A 14,792-nucleotide genomic window follows, 5' to 3' on the forward strand; every position below is an offset into this window, starting at 1 on the left:
TAGAGGCGTGGCCGAGAGGGAGCACACGGCCTGCATAACGTGATTGCCGGGAACCGATGCCAGGACCGCCGCGAAACATGTTGATGCGGAGGGTATGTGAACAAGCGTTACGCTATCTACTGCGGTATCGACGTCGGCAAAAGTGCGCATCACGCGATCGCTCTCACCGCAGACGGGCGCCGGATACTCAGCCGAGACCTGCCCCAGGACGAAACGATGCTCCGTGCGTTGTTCTCCGAGCTCGCGGCACACGGTTCGGTGCTGATGGTGGTCGATCAACCGCGCAACATCGGGGCACTACCGATCGCGGTGGCCCGAGACAGCGGCCTCGATGTCGCCTACCTGCCCGGTCTGCGGATGCGGCGGATAGCTGCGCTCTATCCGGGGCAGGCGAAAACCGATGCGCGCGATGCGTTCATCATCGCCGACGCCGCCCGCACACTGCCCGACACACTGTTGCCCGTCACCCAGGACGACGACATCGTCGAAGGCCTGCGGATGCTCGCCGGGTTCGACGCGGACCTGGCGACCGAGGAGAACCGCATCACGAGCCGCATCCGATCGGTGCTGCTCTCGGTGCATCCCGCCCTCGAACGCGCCATCGGCAAACACCTGTACCGACCCGTCGCACTGACACTGCTTGCCGAGTTCGGTGGCCCGATCGGCTTCGCCGCAGCAACCCCCGCATCACTGCGACGCGTCGCGAAACGGTCGGCACCACGTATCGGAGACACAATCGCGGAGTCGATCATCGCTGCACTCGCCGAGCAGACCGTGATCGTGCCGGGGGCGGAGAAAACGAACTTCGTACTGAAAACCCTTGCGCGACAGCTGAGCGAGGTACGTCGTGCCCGCGCCGAACTCGAGGAGCAATTCGAGTCCGAACTGAACAAGCACCCAGCCGGGCCGATCCTGACCTCGATGCCGGGCGTCGGGGCTCGGATCGCAGCGACGATCCTGGTGGAAATCGTCGACGTCGACCGGTTCGACAGTGCAGGCAACCTCGCCGCGTATGCCGGTGTCGCACCACGCACACACCGCTCCGGAACATCGATCCGCGGTGAGCACCGACAACGCGGAGGAAACACCAGACTCAAACGTGCACTGTATCTTTCGGCGTTCGCCTCGCTACGTGAACCACCGTCTCGCGAATACTACGACCGAAAACGAGCGGAAGGCAAAGACCACCGGTCCGCGCTGATCTGCCTCGCTCGACGCCGCTGCACCGTGCTGTTCACGATGTTGAAGACAGGGTCGGTGTACGAACGCCGGGAAGGGCGGCCGGGTCGAGCGGCTGCTGTTGCTGCGGCGTAGCGCCTCGCTCAGGCGGCTTGACCGTGTGAGCGGCCGGGCGAGTTGTGGAAGGTGTCCGATCTTGCCCTGGTGAAGTCCCAACGGTTTCTTCTTTGGGGTGACCGGCGTATCGGGCGGTGAACTAAATCGGGTAGGTGACTCCGGTCAGTTTCTCCGAGACGGCCCACAGTCGGCGTTGTAGTTCGACGTCGTGGGATTGGTCGCTGGAGGCCACGACTTTGGGATGCCCTCGCGTCCCGCCGATACCGCTCGGGCCGTAGTACTGGCCGCCCAGGACGCCGGCATCGGTCGCCGCACGCAGGGTCGGTAGTGCGCCCATTTCGGAGGTTTGGGAGACGAGTGGGTTGATCAGTTCCAGGACCTGACGCAACGGCGTGACTATGTTGCGGGTGAGTTCGGTGTTGGACAGGCCTGGGTGAGCGGCGGCGGCGATGGTCGTCGTGCCGAGCAGTCGGCGCTGCAACTCGTAGGTGAACAATAGGTTGGCCAACTTGGCTTGGCCGTAGGCACCGGACGAGGAGTACGTGCGTTCCCACTGCAGGTCGTCGAAATGAATGGCAGCTCGCATACGGTGACCGACGCTACTGACGGTGACGATTCGAGAGCGAGGCGTCGACAGTATGCGGTCCAGCAGCAGCCCGGTGAGCGCGAAATGACCGAGATGATTGGTGCCGAACTGCAACTCGAAGCCGTCTTCAGTGGTGATTTTCGGCCCGAACATGACTCCAGCGTTGTTGATCAGCAGATCGATCGACTCGTGTGCGGCACGTAATGCCGCGGCGGCAGCCCGGATAGACGTCTGCGAACTGAGATCGAGTTCTTGTAACGAGAGGTGCGCACCGGGGTTCTTCGCGACAATCGCGTCGGCCGCTTGCTGACCTTTGGCAAGGTTACGCACTGCCAGCACGACGTGAGCGCCGTGTGCAGCCAGAGCAGTGGCAGTCCGGAAACCCAGACCGGTGTTCGCCCCTGTGATGACCGCAGTGCGGCCGGACTGGTCGGAAATGTCGTCAGTGGTCCAGCTCATGGCCGTCCTCTCGAGAAGATTAAGCGGGGCGCACGCCCCGCTTAAATCAATATAGAGAAGATGCGCCGAGATGGCGGTCGAATAGTGGCGTAGATAACAGCTGTTGGGTTGCGGTCTCAGGGGCGCAGGCCGGCGATGGCCATCTCGGTGACACGGTCGGCGACCTCCGCGTCGTATGCCTGCATGGCGTGGACGCCGACGATGAGCGCTTTCAGGTCAGACGCTGTGACGGTGGTCTTGATGGATCCGGACTGCTGCGCTGCAGTGAGCAGCTCGCCGAGCAGGGCGCGAAATTCTTCGTCGGCCTCCGGTGCTGCGAGGTGGAGGTCGATGCCCATGCCGGCCATCGCATCGGCGAAGGAACGGTCGAGGAAGCCCTCGGCGATCACCGCGCGAAGAAAGTGAAAGATGGCCTCGCTGGAGTCGCCGTTGTCGAGCAGTTCTCGGGCGATATCGACCAACTTGTGCACACGGCCGACGATGACGGCGCTCAACAGGGCTGCCTTGGTCGGAAAGTGGCGCCACACCGTCCCGGCTCCCACACCTGCCCGCCGGGCTATCTCGTCGATCGACACCGACGTGCCCTCGGTGGCCAGCGTCTCGTACGCAACTTCCAGGACCCGTGCGCGATTGCGGGCTGCGTCGGCGCGCATCGGGCGTCGCTTGGAGCCGTCCATGCCACTTCCTCCGTTCGCGGTCGGTGGCGTTGATGCCCGAACATACCGACGGTACCTGCGGACGGCGTTGCACAGGGGACTGCTCACGAAGCGCCGGCCCCGATCACAATTCGAAGGCGAACATATCGACAGCTCTTCGACCTGCAGGCTCGTGGGAAGTCCTGCGGCCGCGTGGCGGACTGCGGCACACTCGGGGCGGTGAGCCCACGACGAAGCTGGTTGGACCAGCAGACCGACGTATTTCTTGCAGAGGCATGAGCGCACGGACTCAGCGCACCCCGCACCGCCGTGTCGTCACTGATCGACAACACGGTGAACCGGGTGGCGTTGCGCATGAGAATCACCCCGGTGACAGCCCGAAAGTACTTCTCCGACGACGATGTTCGCGCCCTGGTGCACACCACCGCCGCATCCATGGCTGCAGAAGCTCCCGGCGCACACCTAGCCGACCTCGCCCCCACTCACACTGTCCCGGTTGCTGCCGCTGGGCGCACGGTGGCGGGGCTGGCGATCATCACCGAGCTTGCCGCCTCGGCGGGCATCGAGCTTGAGCACCACGAACTGATGCACGCGTTGAACCAAACCTTGTCACTGCTGACCGAATGGGGAGCTGCCATCGAGGAGGCTGCATGGTCCGAGCAGGCTTCGGTGTCTGTGCACGAGGCCGTCATTCACCGCACAGTCCGGGAACTCGAACGAGGCAAGACCCACCTCGCATCCGGGACAGCTCCGCTCGACGGCGGTGACCCGGAGGCCCTCGCACGGGCCTTCAACAGCAACATAACCGCCCTCTCCGCAGAACTCTGACGGGTGGGGCTCCACTTCGCCGCCAGTGCTCTACTCGGTGGGAGAACCTGCGACCAAGCCCGATCGGCGCACCGCAAAGGTACGCCGATCGGGGATAAAGTTGCGTAGAAGATAGAAGCACTCGAGCACCTTCATCGAGGCATAGCCGTCGAGCGCAATATGGTGCGCTCTGGTGTACCAGAACACGCGATCGTCCTCGACGCGGAGGACGCGCAGTCTCACCAGCTGGCCGTAGATCGACAAGGGCGTTCGGCAGTCGTCGTTCATCCACTGTCGGGCTCTCTCTTCCGGACGGTCGTGTCCACGGCAGTCGAGAATCTCCACCGCCTCGGTCTCCGCGGCCACGAATCGCTGCATCGGAGTGCCGTCGACCTCGAAAACCCGCATGGTCGACGACGAGAACTCGCGATGCGCCCGGCTACCGCAGGCGACCAAGGCATCGACATCGACGGCACCGACGATGTCCACGAAGTACGCAATGGAGAAAGGTACGGCGGGCATGAACTGCTGCGCCAGCCAGATGTCGGCCTGGGACGAACTCACAGGTATGGCGTCGTCGAACATGGTGGTCCCCCCCCACTGCATCACGAAGTACTACACATTCAGTAGTACCACGGGTCAGCGGGTCCCGCTTTCGATCCCGTCGTTGTCGGGGTTGCGGAGGGCGGCATCCATTGCAACGAACATGTCCAGAAACGTCGCCGGACGAGCGCTTTCCTGATCCTCATCCCGTTCGTCGCCACCCGACGCCGTCATGCTGTGACACCCTCGTGCGCGTCGCTCGGCGGTACCGACTGCGCTGGTCGGTTCGGAATCAGTGCGGTGGCAAGCAGTCCGAACGCAACGAATCCGGCTGCGATGAAACCTCCCAGGTTGACCCCGTGCGTCATAGCGTTGCGTGCGGCGTCGGCGACGAACTCCGTTTCGGGGCGGCTCGCAAATCCGGCGATAGCTCCGCCTGCACTGTCGCTGATCGACCGCGCCAGCATCTCGGCATCCGGAACTCCCGAGAGCGATTCACGTACCTGCGAGCCGAGAGTGGTGAAGAAGGTCGTCGTCAGCACCGCGATGCCCAGCGCGGAGCCGAGTTGCCGGAACGCACTCTGAATTCCGGATCCCTGACCGGCACTGGCGGCGGGCACGTCATCGAGAACGACGTTCGTAACCTGAGCAGTTGCGAATCCGACACCGATTCCATAGAAGAACAACACGATCGCGATATGCCACCACCGGCTATCCACCGCCGCAACGAACCCCAGCCCGGCAAGCCCGACCACCTCGAGGCCCAGCCCGATCCGAACCAGGTTCAACGGCGACAGCGAGGCTGCGAGGGCGAAGCTCGCCCCGCTGGCGACGAAGCTGCCGATAGCGATGGGAACGAGCATGGCACCGGCCTGGACTGCGCTGTATCCCAATGTGAATTGCAGCCACAACGGTAGTACGGCGATGATTCCGAACTCACCCAGTCCGATCAGCAGTGTCGCGATATTGCCACCGCGGAACGAAGCGATGGAGAACAGTCGGGTGTCCATCAAGGCCTTGTTCGTATCAGCGTCGCGGCTGAGGGCTCGCTGTCGAACACCGAAGGCCGCCAACGATAATACGGACAGCGTCAACGAAACGAACACTACGGACACGCCCACACCCCAGGTTGCCCCGAACAACTCGAATGGCTCCGTGGACAGAACCCAGCCGTATGTGCGCCCTTCGATGAGCCCGAACGCCAACAGTCCGAGTCCGGCGATCGACAGCACCGCACCGAGTGAGTCGATTCGTCCGGAGCCACGCGGTGACCGATCGATGAACAACAGCGAAGCGACGAGAATCAGGGCGACGAGGGGGAGGTTGATGCCGAACGCCCAACGCCACGATGCGTGTTCCGCAAGCCAGCCACCGAGGAGTGGGCCGAGGGCCGACGCAGCTCCGATTGTCGAGCCCCACACCGCAAACGCCTGGCCACGGGCCTTTCCGCTGAACGTCGCATTCAGTAGCGCCAACGACGTCGGCAGGATCAGCGCACCTCCCACACCTTGGAGGAACCTGGCTCCGATCAACAACTCACCACTCGTGGCTACACCGGCCAACAGACTCGAGGTTCCGAAGACAACGACGCCTGTCACAAAGACTCTTCGTGCACCCACGATGTCGGAGATGCGGCCGACCAGCAGGAGCAGCGCGGCGAAGACGATGGCGTAGGACTCCTGAATCCATTGCGCTTGACCGGAATCGACGCCGAGATCATCGATGATCGACGGCACGATCACATTGACGATCGTGGTGTCGACCACGATGAGCGCGACACCGAGCGCGATAGCGATCAGACCGAGCCAACGGCGCAACGAAGGGGACATCGTCATTCCAATACCTCCACGGTAAAGTTACTTTATGGTGAAGCTATATCGAGGATCGGTAGATTGTCAACGCAGCTCCGTGCACTCGGGGCACCATGCCGGAGAAGCGAGGCGATTCGATGAGCGACGATCGGTCCGAGATTGCCGAACAACGAACCCGCCTGATGGAGGCGCTGCGAATGTACGGATCCGCCTTCAATCAATTCAGCCGACAGTTCGCCCAGTGGTCCGGACTGCATCCCACCGACGGAGAAGCGCTGATGGAGATCGTCTACGCCGAAGAACGCGGTGTCCCGTTGTCCCCGTCTCGACTGGCAGAGCGTGTGCAACTCACCTCAGGGGCCACCTCGACACTGATAGACCGACTCGAACGGGCTGGACACGTCCGGCGTACAAGAGAGGGCACCGATCGACGTACCGTGACACTGCGAAGCGGGGCCAGCGTGCACGAGATGGCGGACGAGTTCTTCGGCCCCCTGGGTAACCGTCTCGACACGATGATGGCCCGGTACCCACCCGACATGCTCGCGGAGTTCGAGAGCTTCGTCGGCGAGCTCGTCAACACGATGCAGACCGAGCTGACCGATCCCAGGACACCGTGAGATGCCGCAGAGCAACCACTATCACCATTTGATGTTCGGCCCTGCCGCGATTGCGCGGCAGCAGGTCGACGGCAGTTACACCGCCTACGGCTCACAGACCGAGCGACCCGACGACGGCCCGATGCCACTCGACGATCTCGAGAAGGCCATGATCGGCGCGCTGGATCAGTTCCAGATCGCCACCGTCACCGAGTCCGGGTGGCCCTACATTCAGTACCGCAGTGGGCCGAAGGGGTTCCTGCAGGTACTCGACGACCACACTCTGGGATTCGCCGATCTCGCCGGCAACCATCAGTACGTGACGGCGGCCAATCTCGATCACGACGACCGCGTCGCCGTGTTCTTGGTCAATTACCCTCTGCGACAACGACTCAAGCTCTACGGACGGGCACGGACAATCGAGGCCGCGGACGATCCCGAACTACTGGAGCGACTCAAAAAGATCGGCGACCTGACCGTCGCCGCCACCTGCGAACGCAGCGTCGTCATCGATGTCGAGGCATTCGACTGGAACTGCACGCGCAGCATCATCCCGCGCTACGACGCGGCGTACCTCGCGGACCTGTCCGAGGTGTACCAACGCAAAGCTGCCGAGCGGGAAACCGAACTACTGCAGCGCGTTTCGGAGCTGGAAGATCAGCTCAGGCAGTCTTCGACGCATAGAACCGGCCCAGATACTCCGTCTTGAACTCGGTGAATCGCTGCTGCTCGATCGAAGCACGGATGTCGTCGACCAGCTTGACCGTGAATCGCTCGTTGTGAATCGTGCACAGCGTCGAGGCGAGCATCTCCTTGGCCTTGAACAGATGATGGATGTAGGCCTTGGTGTAGTGCGCGCAGGTGTAGCAGTCGCAGTTCTCGTCGATCGGGGTGAAGTCGCGTCGATGCTTCGCGGTGTTGATGTTGAAGCGGCCCGTCGGCACGTAGATCGCCGCATTGCGCGCCACCCGTGAGGGATTGACGCAGTCGAAGGTGTCGGCACCGTTCTCGATTGCAACGAAGAAGTCGTCCGGCTCGCTGATCCCGAGCATGTGGCGCGGCTTGTGTTCGGGCAGTTCCTCGTTCACCCACCGGGTGATGGTGCCGAGGTTTTGCTTCTCGAGTGCGCCGCCGATTCCGTAGCCGTCGAACCCACGGCCCGTGTCCCCCGTGATGGTCTCGAGGTCGTGCGCGGCCTTGCGTCGCAGGTCCTCGTACTGCGCACCCTGCACCACTCCGAACAGCGCCTGGTACGGCTTGTCGGCGCGTTCGACGGTGAGCCGTTCGTGTTCGAGGACGCATCGCTTCGCCCATGCCTGGGTGCGGTCGACCGACTTCTCCTGATACCCGCGGGTATTCATCAGCGTGGTCAGCTCGTCGAACGCGAACATGATGTCGGCGCCGAGCCGATGCTGAATCTGCATCGACACCTCGGGAGTGAATCGATGCTTGGAGCCGTCGAGATGGGATTTGAACGTGACTCCGTCGTCGTCGACGTGGGCCAATCGCTCTTTGCCCTCGGCGATGACGTCGTCGGACTCCACCCGTGAGGCGTCCATCGAGATGACCTTCTTGAACCCGACACCGAGGGACATCACCTGGAAGCCGCCGCTGTCGGTGAACGTGGGCCCGTCCCAGTTCATGAATTTGCCCAACCCACCGGCCTCGTCGACGATGTCCGAGCCCGGCTGCAGATACAGGTGATACGCGTTGGCGAGTACCGCCTGAGCGCCGAGTTCCTTCATCGCCTCCGGCAGCACTGCTTTGACGGTCGCCTTCGTCCCCACCGCAATGAACGCCGGGGTGGCGATGTCGCCGTGCGGAGTGTGGATGGTTCCGGTGCGGCCGAGCTCACCGTCGAGCCGGGTGCCGATATCGAAGCCGAAATTGGAAGAACTCACCGCGTCAGTATGCGGCTTCGCCGCATGTGAGTGGAAATTCGTAGCCCACTGCGATTTTCCACTCACATGCGGCGCCAGCCGCCTAACTGCTGTAGAGCCGGTAGTACGCACCCTTGGCCTCGAGCAATTCCTCGTGATTGCCCTGCTCGACGATGCTGCCGTTTTCCATCACGACGATGGTATCGGCGTCACGGATGGTCGAGAGACGATGCGCGATAACAAAACTGGTGCGGTCGTTGCGCAGCGCTGCTGTCGCCTTCTGCACCAGCAGTTCGGTGCGAGTGTCCACCGAGCTGGTGGCCTCGTCGAGGATCAGGATCAGCGGCTTGGCCAGGAAGGCACGGGCGATGGTGATGAGCTGCTTCTCACCGGCGCTGACGTTGTTGCCCTCCTCGTCGATGATCGTGTCGTATCCATCGGGCAGCGAATGCACGAACTTGTCGACGTAGCTCACCCGAGCTGCCTCGAGGATCTCTTCCTCACTGGCGGTCGGATCACCGTAGGCGATGTTGTCGCGGATGGTGCCGCCGAACAACCACGTGTCCTGCAACACCATGCCGGTTCGCGAACGCAACTCGTCGCGAGTCATCTTGCGAGTGTCGACGCCATCGAGTGTGATTCGGCCGGAATCGATCTCGTAGAACCGCATGATGAGGTTGACCAGTGTGGTCTTGCCGGCACCGGTCGGTCCGACGATCGCCACCAGATGTCCCGGATCCGCGGTGAGCGACAGGTTCTGGATGAGCGGCTGCTCCGGCGAATAACTGAACGAGACGTCGTCGAACACGACGCGTCCGCGGCGCTCCGTGGGGCTGGACGCAGGCACGACGTCCGGGTCTTCCTCGTCGGCATCGAGCACCTCGAAGATGCGTTCGGCGGACGCGACTCCGGACTGAATCAGATTGATCATCGCGCCGACCTGCGACAGCGGCTGAGTGAACTGCCGCGAATACTGAATGAATGCCTGCACTTCGCCCAGGCTCAATGTTCCCGACGCCACGCGAAGGCCGCCCACAACGGCGACGACGACGTAGTTGATGTTTCCGAGGAACATGATGATCGGCATGATCAGACCGGAGATGAATTGCGCTCGGAAGCCTGCTTGGAAGAGCTTCTCGTTGCGGTCACCGAACTCGCGTTCCACCTCCGCCTGGCGACCGAACGCCTTGACGATCTCGTGGCCGGTGTAGGTCTCTTCGATCTGCGCGTTGAGCTTGCCGGTGTGCTTCCACTGCGCCACGAAGTGCGGCTGCGACCTCTTGGCGATCAGCGCGGTCACCAGGAACGAGGCCGGGATCGTCAGCAGCGCAACCAGAGCGAGCAACGGCGAGATCCAGATCATCACGCCGAGGATGCCGAGCACGGTCAGGATGCCGGTGATGAGCTGGCTCAGTGTCTGCTGCAGGCTGGTCGAGACGTTGTCGATGTCGTTGGTGACGCGGCTGAGCGTCTCGCCTCGGGCATTGTTGTCGAAGTACTGCAGCGGCAGGCGATGCACCTTGGCCTCGACGCTGCCGCGCAGCAACAGAATTCGACGCTGCAGCGCGATGTTGAGGATGTAGCCCTGAGCCCATGCCAGCAGTGCAGACACTACGTACAGCGCGAGAACCCAGAGCAATACCGTTCCGACGGCACCGAAATCGATTCCCGCACCGGGCGTCACGTCCATGCCCGAGACGAGGTCGGCGACGGTGTCGTTACCGGCGGCCCGAAGGCCTTCGACCGCTTGCTCTTTCGTCTGCCCCGGTTCGAGATCTCCGCCGACGACTCCGTTGAAGATGAGGTTGGTGGCATGCCCGAGGACGGTCGGCGCAGCGACGCTGAGGACGACGCTGACGATTCCCAGCACGAGCATGAGGCTCAGCAGGAATCGTTCCGGAGCGAGCAAACCGATGACGCGTTTGAACGAGCCCTTGAAGTTCTTGGCTTTCGTGGCCGGCAGTGCCTTCGCGACGCGGCCGCCCTTCTTCTTCTCCAAAGAGGGCTTGGCTGCGGAATCCTTGGTGGTGTCGGTGTCGGTCACAGTGCACCTGCAACTTGCCGCTGCGAGTCGACGATCTCGGCGTAGGTGGGGCAGGTGGCCATCAGTTGCTCGTGGTTACCCACGCCCACCGGCTTTCCGTCGTCGAGCACGAGTATCTGGTCGGCGTCGACGATGGTCGACACCCGTTGAGCCACAACGATCATGCATGCATCTCGCGTCACCGGCCGCAGCGCCGCACGCAGTTTCGCGTCGGTGGTGAGGTCGAGAGCGGAGAAGGAATCGTCGAACAAGTAGATCTTGGGTTTGCGTACCAGCGCCCGGGCAATGGCCAGTCGTTGACGCTGCCCGCCCGACACGGTGGTGCCGCCCTGCGCGACGGCAGTCTCCAGGCCGTCGGGCATCGCGCGCACGAAGTCGGCACCCTGGGCGATCTCGAGCGCCTCCCACAGTTCCGCGTCGGTGGCGTCGGCCTTGCCGTACCGCAGATTGCTGGCGATGGTGCCGGAGAACAGGTACGGCTTCTGCGGCACGAATCCGATCTCGGATCGCAGTAGGTCCAGATCGAGTTCGCGAATGTCGACACCGCCGACCCGCACCTGGCCGCCGGTGACGTCCATCAGCCGTGGAATCAGATTGACGAGAGTCGATTTACCCGATCCGGTGCCGCCGATGATGGCGGTGACCTTGCCTGCCTCGGCAGTCAGACTCACCCCGCACAGCACCGGGTATTCGGCTCCGGGATAGGAGAATTCGGCCCCGACGAGCTCGACCGTGCCCGGTGAGGACACGAACGTGCGGGGATTCTCGGGCAGCACCACCGAGGATTCGGTGGCCAGCACCTCACTGATGCGGTCGGCGCACACCGATGCGCGCGGCACCATCATCGCGATGAACGACGCCATCATCACCGACATCAGGATGAGCATGATGTAGCTCAGAAGTGCAGTGAGCGAACCGATCTGCATCGTGCCGTTGTCGATGGCGTGACCGCCGAACCAGATGACGGCGACGCTGGTGACGTTGCTGATGAGCATGACGGTCGGGAACATCAAGGCCATCAGCCGGCCGACCTTGAGTGCCGTCTCGGTCAACGAGGTGTTGGCTGCGCCGAAACGGTCGACCTCGAATTGTTCGCGAACGAACGCCCGCACGACGCGAATACCGGTGATCTGTTCGCGTAGTACGCGATTGACCGCGTCGATGCGCTTCTGCATGGAGCGGAAGGCCGGCACCATACGAACGATGATCAGGCCCATCGCGAGCGCGAGGCCCGGCACCGCGATGAGCAGGATCCACGACAGGCCGATGTCCTCACGCAGTGACATCACGATGCCGCCGATGCACATGATGGGAGCCATCACCACGATGGTGAATCCCATGATGATCACCAACTGCACCTGCTGCACGTCGTTGGTGTTGCGGGTGATCAGTGACGGAGCACCGAATTTTCCGACCTCGCGGGCGGAGAACGTGCCGACGCGTTCGAGGATTGCTCCGCGAAGGTCGCGTCCGACACTCATGGCCGTGCGTGCACCGAGGAACACCGCTGCGGCAGAGCTGATGATCTGTACTGCCGAGATCAACAGCATGACGCCGCCGGCGGACAGGATGTAGCCGGTGTCGCCGACGGTCACACCGTTGTCGATGATGTCCGCGTTGAGGCTCGGGAGGAACAACGCGGCGAGGGTGGCGATCAGCTGCAGCAGCACCAAGCAGAGAATCGGCAGCTTGTACGGGGCGAGAAACCTACGCAGAAGGGGGATCAGCATGATGACCGAAGATTACTCGTACACATGGATAACAGTCTCTCCGTTTCGAGTATTACGAGCAATCTTCGGCCTCTCAGCTGCGACGCGAGTACTACGCGCGCTTCTCCGGGGCCGTCTTCAGCTTGGCCCCTTCGATGTCGACGTTGGGCAGGATCTTGTCCAGCCACTTCGGCAACCACCAGGCTTTGTCGCCCAGTAGCGCCATCACCGACGGAATCAGCACCATACGGACGACGAACGCGTCGAAGAAGACGGCGGCGGCCAATGCGAAGCCGATGGACTTGATGAACGAGTCCGGCTCGGCGATGAAGGCGGCGAACACCGAGATCATGATGACCGCTGCCGAGGTGACCACGCGTGCGCCGTACTTGAAGCCGTTGACGACGGCGTCCTTGGCGGCCGCGCCGTGGACGAACTCCTCACGCATGCGCGAGACGAGGAACACCTGGTAGTCCATCGCGAGGCCGAACACCACACCGATGAGGAAGATCGGCATGAAGCTGACGATCGGCTGCGGGTTGGAAATGATGCCGAGCCCGCCCTCTTGGAAGATGAACACCGTCGCGCCGAAGGTGGCGAGCACGCTGAGCAGGAACCCGACAGTTGCCGTCAGCGGCACCAGAATCGAGCGGAACACCAGCATCAGCAGCACGAACGCCAGTCCGACGACCACGGCCAGGTACGGAATCAGCGCGCTCTGCAGCCGCTCCGAGATGTCGATCCCGATCGCGGTTTCGCCCGTCACTCCGTAGGAGACGCCCGAGCTCTCCTGCAATCCGCTCTCGGCATCGCGCAGGTTGGTCACGAGCGCCTTCGTCTGGTCACTGTTGGGTGTGCTCGACGGGGTGACGAGTATCTGCGCGGTGTCACCCGCCGGATTGACGGCGACGATCTGCGCATTCGTCACGTCGGATTGTGCGGTGATCGTCTCGATGACCTTGCCGAAGGACGCGGTGCGGTCGGCCTCGGCGACGTCGGACGCGTCGGCGATGACGAGCAGCGGGCCGTTACGTCCCGGCCCGAATGCCTCTTCGGTGATGTCGTAGGCCTGACGGGCAGGCGTGGACGGGTCCGAGGTGGCGATCGACGGGAGAGCCAGCGACAACCCGGTGGTCGGGCCCGCGATGACACCGAGCAGCACGATGCCTCCGACGAGGCCGAGGATCGGCTTCTTGACCAGGAATCGTGCCCACCGAAGACCGTTGGTGGGGGTTGCGTTCGGGTCCTCCGGATCGGTGGTGTTGACGAACTTGAGCTTGCCCGCGAAGGCCTTGCCCTTGTAGACGCCCAGCATGGCAGGCAGGAACGTCAGGGCGATGAGTACCGCGATGAACACCGCGAAGCCTGCTGCCAGACCCATCTGCGACAGGAACGGGATGCCGACGACGCGCAGGGCGACGAGGGCGATGAGCACGGTCGCGCCGGCGAACACGACGGCCGATCCGGCGGTACCGACCGCTCGCCCGACTGCTTCTTCGCGGTTGTCGGTGAGCGTGAGCTCGTGCCGGTAGCGCGCGAGGATGAACAGCGAGTAGTCGATCGCGACGGCGAGCCCGATCATGATAGCGAGAATCGGGGTGAACGAGGACAGGCTCGCGAACCCGGAGGCCGTCGTGATGGCCAGACTCGAAATACCGATACCGACGATCGCGGTGATCAGCGGCAGGCTGGCAGCGGCGGCCGAGCCGAACATGATGAGAAGCACGATGGCGGCGACGGCAAGACCGACGATCTCCGAACTTCCACCGGGCGACGGGTTCTCCTGGGCGACGGTGCCACCGAGGATGACGGTCAGCCCTGCGTCACGCGCGGGTTGCGCCGCGGCATCGAGATCGCTGCGAATCGCGTCGGTGACATCGGCCAGCTCGACGTTGATCGGAACCGTGACGGTGCCGACGTTGCCGTTGGGGCTCAACGGCGACGTCGCTGCCGCGTCGGCTGCCACCTTGTCGGCCGGCGTACCGGCCTCGGCGGCGGCGTCGGTGTACTGCTGCACGATGGCCTTGTTCGCCTCGACCGGATCGGCAAGCGGCGGAGCGCCTTCCGCCGGCTTGGCCGCATCGACCTTCTCGATCTCGGCGATCGTGGCGTCGATGGCCGAGGTGTACTGCGGGGTATCGAGCGACTGACCGTCGGGTGCCTGGAACACGTACTCGGCGTTGACGGCCTGAAGGGGATCCTCGGCTCCGCCGAATCGTTCCTTCTGCAGATCCAATGCGGCCTGAGCAGGCGTTCCGGGGATGCTGAACGAGTTGACGGTAGGCGCGGACAGCGTGGCTGCGCCCACTCCGGCCAGGATCAGAATGACGAGCCAGAGGCCGAGGACGACCCCCTTGCGGCGGTAGGCGAATCTGCCGATTCGGTACAGATAGGTGGCCACT

13 protein-coding genes are annotated in these 14,792 nt (G+C 63.2%); 4 read left to right on the plus strand and 9 right to left on the minus strand.

Annotated features, from left to right (window positions below; translation table 11 throughout):
- Positions 1-96: 96 nt before the first annotated feature.
- A complete protein-coding gene (locus CH281_RS08730; protein ID WP_032367794.1) occupies positions 97-1,314 on the plus strand; it encodes an IS110 family transposase in 1,218 nt (405 codons plus the stop codon).
- A gap of 121 nt (positions 1,315-1,435) precedes the next feature.
- On the opposite strand, the gene CH281_RS08735 is transcribed toward CH281_RS08730, so the two are convergent.
- On the minus strand, positions 1,436-2,341 hold the full coding sequence (locus tag CH281_RS08735) for an SDR family NAD(P)-dependent oxidoreductase (RefSeq protein ID WP_032367795.1): 906 nt from the start codon (positions 2,339-2,341) through the stop codon (positions 1,436-1,438).
- 116 nt (positions 2,342-2,457) lie between these two features.
- On the minus strand, positions 2,458-3,018 hold the full coding sequence (locus CH281_RS08740) for a TetR/AcrR family transcriptional regulator (protein WP_032367796.1): 561 nt from the start codon (positions 3,016-3,018) through the stop codon (positions 2,458-2,460).
- A gap of 333 nt (positions 3,019-3,351) precedes the next feature.
- On the opposite strand from CH281_RS08740, the gene CH281_RS08745 reads away from it, so the two are divergent.
- Complete coding sequence (locus CH281_RS08745) at positions 3,352-3,825, plus strand: hypothetical protein (protein ID WP_143544776.1); 474 nt, start codon at positions 3,352-3,354, stop codon at positions 3,823-3,825.
- Between the two features lie 30 nt (positions 3,826-3,855).
- On the opposite strand, the gene CH281_RS08750 is transcribed toward CH281_RS08745, so the two are convergent.
- The 3 genes from CH281_RS08750 to CH281_RS08755 all read right to left on the minus strand — a co-directional run bounded on the left by CH281_RS08750 (position 3,856) and on the right by CH281_RS08755 (position 6,182).
- On the minus strand, positions 3,856-4,368 hold the full coding sequence (locus tag CH281_RS08750) for a condensation domain-containing protein (RefSeq protein WP_230072863.1): 513 nt from the start codon (positions 4,366-4,368) through the stop codon (positions 3,856-3,858).
- 75 nt (positions 4,369-4,443) lie between these two features.
- On the minus strand, positions 4,444-4,581 hold the full coding sequence (locus tag CH281_RS26795) for a hypothetical protein (protein ID WP_155290134.1): 138 nt from the start codon (positions 4,579-4,581) through the stop codon (positions 4,444-4,446).
- Positions 4,578-6,182, minus strand: a complete 1,605-nt coding sequence (locus tag CH281_RS08755; protein ID WP_032367798.1) for a DHA2 family efflux MFS transporter permease subunit — start codon at positions 6,180-6,182, stop codon at positions 4,578-4,580. Before CH281_RS08755 ends, CH281_RS26795 begins: the two co-directional genes overlap by 4 nt.
- Before the next feature lie 113 nt (positions 6,183-6,295).
- Between CH281_RS08755 and CH281_RS08760 the strand changes: the two genes are divergently transcribed.
- Together CH281_RS08760 and CH281_RS08765 are read left to right on the plus strand one after the other, a co-directional pair.
- On the plus strand, positions 6,296-6,778 hold the full coding sequence (locus tag CH281_RS08760) for a MarR family winged helix-turn-helix transcriptional regulator (RefSeq protein WP_032368029.1): 483 nt from the start codon (positions 6,296-6,298) through the stop codon (positions 6,776-6,778).
- Between the two features lies 1 nt (position 6,779).
- Positions 6,780-7,466, plus strand: coding sequence for a pyridoxamine 5'-phosphate oxidase family protein (locus CH281_RS08765; protein WP_094693778.1), 687 nt, complete (start codon positions 6,780-6,782; stop codon positions 7,464-7,466).
- Here the strand turns inward: CH281_RS08765 and tgt are convergent.
- The 4 genes from tgt to CH281_RS08785 all read right to left on the minus strand — a co-directional run bounded on the left by tgt (position 7,420) and on the right by CH281_RS08785 (position 14,791).
- Positions 7,420-8,658, minus strand: coding sequence for a tRNA guanosine(34) transglycosylase Tgt (gene tgt, locus CH281_RS08770; protein ID WP_032368643.1), 1,239 nt, complete (start codon positions 8,656-8,658; stop codon positions 7,420-7,422). The two genes, CH281_RS08765 and tgt, sit on opposite strands and share 47 nt — an antisense overlap.
- A gap of 82 nt (positions 8,659-8,740) precedes the next feature.
- The gene (locus CH281_RS08775; RefSeq protein ID WP_032386572.1) at positions 8,741-10,636 is read right to left on the minus strand and encodes an ABC transporter ATP-binding protein; all 1,896 of its coding nucleotides are present in this window, start codon (positions 10,634-10,636) and stop codon (positions 8,741-8,743) included.
- 41 nt (positions 10,637-10,677) lie between these two features.
- Positions 10,678-12,411, minus strand: coding sequence for an ABC transporter ATP-binding protein (locus CH281_RS08780; RefSeq protein ID WP_032367801.1), 1,734 nt, complete (start codon positions 12,409-12,411; stop codon positions 10,678-10,680).
- A 91-nt stretch (positions 12,412-12,502) separates the two neighbouring features.
- Positions 12,503-14,791: an MMPL family transporter gene (locus CH281_RS08785; protein ID WP_027494601.1), complete on the minus strand. Its 2,289-nt coding sequence runs from the start codon at positions 14,789-14,791 to the stop codon at positions 12,503-12,505.
- Between the last annotated feature and the right edge of the window lies 1 nt (position 14,792).

Source organism: Rhodococcus sp. 06-221-2 (genome assembly GCF_002258365.1).
Classification (GTDB): Bacteria; Actinomycetota; Actinomycetes; order Mycobacteriales; family Mycobacteriaceae; genus Rhodococcoides; species Rhodococcoides fascians.

What these genes read in the sequence shown, in the direction of transcription:
- CH281_RS08735 (WP_032367795.1), bottom strand. Translation starts at nt 2,341, where the DNA reads ATGAGCTGGACCACTGACGACATTTCCGACCAGTCCGGCCGCACTGCG.
- CH281_RS08740 (WP_032367796.1), bottom strand. Translation starts at nt 3,018, where the DNA reads ATGGACGGCTCCAAGCGACGCCCGATGCGCGCCGACGCAGCCCGCAAT.
- CH281_RS08745 (WP_143544776.1), top strand. Translation starts at nt 3,352, where the DNA reads ATGAGAATCACCCCGGTGACAGCCCGAAAGTACTTCTCCGACGACGAT.
- CH281_RS26795 (WP_155290134.1), bottom strand. Translation starts at nt 4,581, where the DNA reads ATGACGGCGTCGGGTGGCGACGAACGGGATGAGGATCAGGAAAGCGCT.
- CH281_RS08755 (WP_032367798.1), bottom strand. Translation starts at nt 6,182, where the DNA reads ATGACGATGTCCCCTTCGTTGCGCCGTTGGCTCGGTCTGATCGCTATC.
- CH281_RS08760 (WP_032368029.1), top strand. Translation starts at nt 6,296, where the DNA reads ATGAGCGACGATCGGTCCGAGATTGCCGAACAACGAACCCGCCTGATG.
- CH281_RS08765 (WP_094693778.1), top strand. Translation starts at nt 6,780, where the DNA reads ATGCCGCAGAGCAACCACTATCACCATTTGATGTTCGGCCCTGCCGCG.
- CH281_RS08780 (WP_032367801.1), bottom strand. Translation starts at nt 12,411, where the DNA reads ATGCTGATCCCCCTTCTGCGTAGGTTTCTCGCCCCGTACAAGCTGCCG.